6 protein-coding genes are annotated in these 6,210 nt (G+C 28.4%); 5 read left to right on the top strand and 1 reads right to left on the bottom strand.

Translation table 11 applies throughout. The features are described 5' to 3' along the window. Window positions 1-41: 41 nt before the first annotated feature. A complete protein-coding gene (locus KLA_RS09435) occupies window positions 42-1,256 on the bottom strand; it encodes a hypothetical protein (RefSeq protein WP_152536839.1) in 1,215 nt (404 codons plus the stop codon). A 198-nt stretch (window positions 1,257-1,454) separates the two neighbouring features. Here KLA_RS09435 and KLA_RS09430 point away from each other — a divergent pair, with 198 nt between their 5' ends. The 5 genes from KLA_RS09430 to KLA_RS09410 all read left to right on the top strand — a co-directional run bounded on the left by KLA_RS09430 (window position 1,455) and on the right by KLA_RS09410 (window position 6,208). After that, entirely contained in the window at window positions 1,455-1,988 is a 534-nt protein-coding gene (locus tag KLA_RS09430) for a hypothetical protein (RefSeq protein WP_034645315.1), read from the top strand. 250 nt (window positions 1,989-2,238) lie between these two features. Further along, on the top strand, window positions 2,239-3,342 hold the full coding sequence (locus KLA_RS09425) for a toxin-antitoxin system YwqK family antitoxin (protein WP_034645314.1): 1,104 nt from the start codon (window positions 2,239-2,241) through the stop codon (window positions 3,340-3,342). A gap of 71 nt (window positions 3,343-3,413) precedes the next feature. After that, window positions 3,414-4,361, top strand: a complete 948-nt coding sequence (locus tag KLA_RS09420; RefSeq protein WP_013622804.1) for a tRNA dihydrouridine synthase — start codon at window positions 3,414-3,416, stop codon at window positions 4,359-4,361. 25 nt (window positions 4,362-4,386) lie between these two features. After that, window positions 4,387-5,100, top strand: a complete 714-nt coding sequence (locus tag KLA_RS09415) for a hypothetical protein (RefSeq protein WP_034645311.1) — start codon at window positions 4,387-4,389, stop codon at window positions 5,098-5,100. Window positions 5,101-5,116: 16 nt separating this feature from the next. Then, a complete protein-coding gene (locus KLA_RS09410) occupies window positions 5,117-6,208 on the top strand; it encodes a DUF6688 family protein (protein ID WP_034645309.1) in 1,092 nt (363 codons plus the stop codon). The last annotated feature ends 2 nt before the right edge of the window (window positions 6,209-6,210 follow it).

Below are 6,210 nucleotides of genomic sequence, written 5' to 3'. Positions count from 1 at the left end.
TAATCTGTATCGATTATTTAGGACTAGTCAATAAGTTCTTTCTAGTGCTCTATATCGTATTCCAATATTTTAAATTGATATGGTGTTATACCTAAATTAAATTCTTTAACAACTTCCATTTCCTCTAAGTTACACTTTATAATTTTTTCTTCTGACGGAATAGATATGTATAAAGAATCATCAAAATAATCTATATTACTAGTAACAGATCCGTGGCCATCAGATTCTGTATCCATTGTAATAGATAATTTACCTTCATATACAACAGAATTAGATATTACATTGGTAACTTTAATATCTCCACTTTTTGTTAAACTTAAAACCTCTTTTTTATCTCTAGAAACCATACATTTAAATAATTCTGCAGTTTCATGTATTGGTGTAATTTCCTCACTATTTATATTAATAAAGTAAGCACCTTTACTAGAGGTATATCCAACAAAAATAGCATCAGAAGTTGTACCTAGTATACTTCCAAACCATACGTTTTCTTCAAAATTAGTTGGGTAATCAATAATTTTTTGTTCTCCGTTGTCTTTTACAACCAGCACACCGGTATTAGAACCAAAAAGAGCCGTTGTGTTGTTACCTGCACTACCGTGAATTCCGGAGGTACTTAAACTTTGTTCTTCTTTTGACACAACTTCACCATCTTGATTTATAATATGTACTTTCTCAGGCAAAACAGCTCCGTTTCCTAAATTTGTAACTGCTATGTTTCCGTTTTTAAAAATCACCATTGCTCCATGATGTGCAGTAGTACCTGTTGGTATATTTTTAACAGTTGTACTATTCTCTATAGTTTTTTCATTAAAAATACTTAGTGTAGCATCTCCGTCATTATAAACAGCGACATAATCTTGTTCAGATTTAAAGTGTGTTGGCTTTTGACTTTCAAATTTTATAGCTCCAAAACCAGTTTCTCCTAAATTATGACTATGGTCTCCGTGGTCAATTTCTCCACCAATATTAAATGTTTCTGTATAGTTATTATCTCTATGCGTTATAACAGCATACCTACCAGATTCTGTAACATATACACTACCTTTTGCATAAGATGCTTGGTAAGCTGTAACTTCTTCATTATCTACATTAATAAAATTTAATGTAGCAGAATTTGCATCAGAAATTAGTAATGATGCGTTTTTATGTTCATCATTATGATCTACATCGTCATTTACGCTGTCATCATCTTTAGAGCAAGCTGTAAATAAAGCAGATATAGCTAAAAGAGGTAATAAATAAGTCTTTTTCATTTGTGTGTTTTTAATTATTAATGCACAAATATATGCAAATGAATCATTAACGCAACAAAGTTGCATTTATTTATATCTGTAAATAAATAATTAAAAAAATAACTTTTACAGGCTGCTTGGTTAAACAAAAAAGAGAGAAAATACACGTCTTTAGACTAAAATAAACATACATTAGTTTAAAAAACACAATACTTACAAATGCCATTAGATTTAATTTATACCAAAACAGACAAGTTTATTTTATCTAAAATTACTACTAGTTATAAAGTTTGGCAAGACAAATTATATTACTACAAAACCTCATTAAACTTTACAAATTTAGAGGAATTAGTCATTTTTTTAAAGGTTGATTATAAACTATCTGATAAAAATAAATCAGAAATATTTAACTATGTAAACAATAGTAACCAAGATTTTTTTGAGTTATCTGTACTTGATAATAACATAAGTATTAAGCAAATACACTTACAACTACTAAAATCTAAAGATACCCTTATACATTGGAAAGATTGGTTTTATATATTTAGTAAAACAAGTACAAACCATTACCATTTATGGGTTTTTCTTGGGGGTATTGCAAACCAGGTTAGAGAAATAAGGTTGAATGCTGCACAAGTTAGTGAGTGGGAAGATTTAGGTATTCCATTTATAAAAACCTTAGCTACAGATCTACAGTTAAAAGAGTCTAAAGTTTATAAAGAAGCAATTACAGAAAATAGAAGAATACTATAATGTAGCCCAAAACACATATAAGAACCTTTATTTTTAAACAAGTAATATTGCCTGTTTAATGCCTATGTGTTTTTACTATTACCACGTTATTTTACTTTTTTTCATTAAAAACTAAAACAGAATATATGTCAAATACTCACGAAAATATATTATAATCTAAACAAAAAACATTGCGGTATTTAGATACGCCAAGTATAAAGTACATTTAAAAAAGATAATAACATTACCATAAAACAAAACCTTTTTAATTATGAAAAACATTGTACTAATACTAACCTTTTTGCTTGCTGTAACTACAAATGCACAAGTAAATTACTTAATGTGGGAAAACGTAGATACACAACGTTTTGGTAAAGAAACATTATTTAAAACTGATAATAAAGTTTTAAACGGAAGCTACAAAATTGCAGAAAACAGTGGTGCATATACAGAGGTAACTTTTGCAAATGGTAAAATGGTTGGCACTAAAAAAAACTATGATTTTTCTGGTAATTTGGAACAAGAAATGGTTTTTGATGAAAACGGAAAAGCCAATGGCAAAAGTACATCATACTACACAAATGGTGATGTTTTTGAAGATTTTAATTATAAGAACGGACTTAAAGATGGTGAATGGAAAACCTATGATAAAAAAGGGAAAGTACAACGTTTAGAAAATTACAAAAAAGACTTAAAAGACGGTAAATGGGTTACCTATTTAAAAGATGGAAATATGGGTACTAAACTGGTAGAAACATCTTTTTACAATGCTGATAAAGCAACTGGTAAATGGTCTCAGAAAACAGAAGACAACCGTGTAATTTGGGAAAAAGAATATACCGCTCCTAGAAATTATATTAAAAAAGAATATTACCCAAATGGCAAACTAACTTCTGTAGAAACATATGTAAATAATAAAAAAGATGGGATTAGTACATATTATAGCTCTGCCGGACTTTTATTAAGCGAAAGAACATATGCTGCTAGTTATCCTATTACAGAAACTAGTTTTTATGATAACGGGAATAAAAAAGAAGTAGTAAACTCCAAAGACGGTTATAAAGATGGTTTGTACCAAAAATATTCTAAAACAGGAAATCTTGTTACAGAAGGTCATTTTAAAATAGGATACAAATCTGGCGAGTGGAAACACTACAACAGTGATGATATGCTAAAAACAACCTATACATATGCAGACGGAAGAAGAAACGGAATTGCTAAAACATATAATGAAGCAGCAAAAGTAGAAAGTGAAGGATTGTATAAGAATGATGAAAAAACAGGCGCTTGGAAATATTATAAATTAAATGGTAAAATTTCTAAAGAAATTGAATACAAAAATGACAAAGTAATTTCAGAGAAGACTTATAACTAAAATTTTCTAATCAACTTAAATTTAAAAAAGAGGATAGCAAAGGTTTATCTTTGTTACTTTAAAACCAATTAATGTCATACAAACTATTATCGTCTCCTTTACAAGGCTTTACAGATTATAACTTTAGAAATGCACATCAAAAATTTTTTGGTGGTATAGATACCTATTATGCGCCTTACATTAGGTTTAATAAAAAAATGGTAATAAAGGGCTCTTACCAAAGAGATTTAAATCCGGAGGTAAATACATCTTTAGACCTTATACCACAAGTAATGACGGCAGATGCAGATCAATTTATATTTGCTATAAAATACATACAATCTTTAGGGTATAAAGAACTTAATTGGAATTTAGGTTGTCCCTACCCTATGGTAACCAATAGCGGAATGGGATCTGGACTTATTTGTAATCCAGAGAAAATAGACCATATTTTAGACCGTGCACATAGTGAAACAGATGTTACCGTTTCTATGAAAATGAGACTAGGATACGAGAATAGTAATGAAATATTAGAGTCTTTTTCTGTACTAGATAAATATCCTCTAAAAAGTATTGCTATACACGCCAGGTTAGGCAAACAATTATATAAAGGTGGTGTAGATTTACAAGGTTTTCAAAAATGTGTAGATGTTGCCAAACATACATTGTATTATAATGGTGATATTACTACTGTGGCTCAATTTAAAAAAATGAAAGAACAGTTTCCTAGCATACAACATTTTATGATTGGACGTGGATTAATTGCAGATCCGTTTTTACCAAGTATGATAAAAAACAACTCAACAGAATATCCTAAAGGTAGATGGCAAATTTTTAAAGAATTTCACGATACTATTTACCATCAGTATGATGAATTATTGTCTGGACCAACACCAATAAAAATGAAAATGTTAGGATTTTGGGAGTTCTTTTCATTAGCAACTAACAACCCAAAAAAAACATACAAAGCAATAAAAAAGGCTGGTAACCAATTTAAGTACAAACAAGCTGTAGCAGATATTATTAAAGACCAAAGATAGAATTTAAATAAATACCTAATGTAATTTGAAATTTACTGCTTATAAATACAGAATTATTAAAGAAAAACTTTCTATAACAAAACAAATAGTTTATTCTAGTTATGCTCTTTTTGTTTTTGGATTCATAATACTTCTTTTAAATACTAAATTTCCATTAACCGATAATATTCTGCCAATAATTGCTCCCATATTTATAATTTCTATTCTATTTTTTGGTGTAGCACATATATATCAATTTTATGATTATGAATTAATTAACTGTACAAAGGAAGGACATATAGAGTTTAGTACTAATGAATTTATTATTGATTACAATAATAAAATTAACTATGAAGATGTTACTGACTTAAAAATTAATATAGATGCCTATTACGGACAAACTATAGACCAGTATTACAGAAATCCTATAGAAAAGAAGAGCTTAGGTGTAAAAAATACAATAGTTATTGCAACTTGGGATAAATCTTTTACATATAACTTTAAATTAGAACACTCCATACATACAATAGAACTAAAAAAAACAATTTTTAATTTAGTCTTAAGTGAAAAATTAGGTATCAAAGATGCCAAAAAACTTATTAAATTAATACCTTCAGATTTTAACAAAACCGAAGATTATAAAGCATTTGTAATTAAGCAAATAACCTCTAAAAAAATTAATTGTACAGAAGGGCTACTATTACACGGTTATAAAACAGATAAAGAAGCTAAAGAACTAAGAAACAAGTATTGTGTTTAATTAAAAAGAAAAGCTAATGTCAATGATTATCCCTTTATTACTCGTTTTATTTTTTGTGCTAATATTTTTTACTGTTAAAGCATTAAAGGAAAACAAAAAAGGCATAAGTAATTTAGAGGTTGCTATATTTGTTTTGTATTTACTTTCTTTTCTCTTATTTGGTCTTGGTATACTTACACACGTACACCAGCATACAGAAGCCATAGACCCTATAGACCCAGAATGCTATATACCGTTTGGCGGCAAACACATACTAACACTTATTGTTTATTTTATTTTCTTTAATATATCTGCTGGTTTTATTTGGATTAAAGGCCGTAAACTGCCTCCTTTATCGCTTGTATTATTCTTAGTTTTTTTAGTAATAGGATTATTTATTAATACTGCTATACTTATACAAATAACACATCATAACTTAGATAGCTTTGGCATTTATGCAGAAAACACAGGCACATTTCTTTTTATTTTTACACCTGCTTTAAGTTTAATTATTGCAATAGGACTTCTTTTTAAAATAGTTAGAGAAGAAAAAATACAAGCTAAAGACAAAGTTTATAAAAATAAATTTCTTAATTATTGCAATAGCTTTTTAGCTAGTAAGTTTAGCGAGTCCGTTTGGGCTCTACTACTTTTTATTCCTGTTTTTATTTTAATTACAATAGTATTATTGTTATTTGGGCAAGATGTAAATTCTATTACTAAGGTTTTTACAGAAACTACAACTTGGGCTTTTTCACAAAAAATGCATCCTCCTATTCTAGACCATAAAGGTCATTATTTATGCACTGTAGCCGCTAAAGGAGATCCTAAAATTGTAAAACCTATTCGTTTAGGAAAAAGGCATAAAAATATTATTATTGTAAACAGGCAGTTACAGATTGCCAATGCCTTTGAAGAAATGATTACTGATATATCTCCAGGTTTACACTCTTTTATCAGAAAAAATTATGACAAGTATGGTTATAATCTTTCTTTAAAAATTAACTCAAAAATAGGATCTAATATTACCTATATTTTAATGAAACCCTTGGAGTGGATTTTTTTAATATCATTATACCTACTATGTGTTAATCCAGAAAAAAAGATTAGCAAACAATACCATTTATAGTA

Origin of the sequence: Cellulophaga geojensis KL-A (assembly GCF_000568425.1) — a bacterium.
Classification (GTDB): Bacteria; Bacteroidota; Bacteroidia; order Flavobacteriales; family Flavobacteriaceae; genus Cellulophaga; species Cellulophaga lytica.
This window is presented reverse-complemented; position numbering and strand designations above follow the sequence as displayed.

Coding starts and splice junctions, on each gene's coding strand:
- KLA_RS09435 (WP_152536839.1), bottom strand. CDS start 1,256: ATGAAAAAGACTTATTTATTACCTCTTTTAGCTATATCTGCTTTATTT.
- KLA_RS09430 (WP_034645315.1), top strand. CDS start 1,455: ATGCCATTAGATTTAATTTATACCAAAACAGACAAGTTTATTTTATCT.
- KLA_RS09420 (WP_013622804.1), top strand. CDS start 3,414: ATGTCATACAAACTATTATCGTCTCCTTTACAAGGCTTTACAGATTAT.
- KLA_RS09410 (WP_034645309.1), top strand. CDS start 5,117: ATGTCAATGATTATCCCTTTATTACTCGTTTTATTTTTTGTGCTAATA.
- KLA_RS09425 (WP_034645314.1), top strand. CDS start 2,239: ATGAAAAACATTGTACTAATACTAACCTTTTTGCTTGCTGTAACTACA.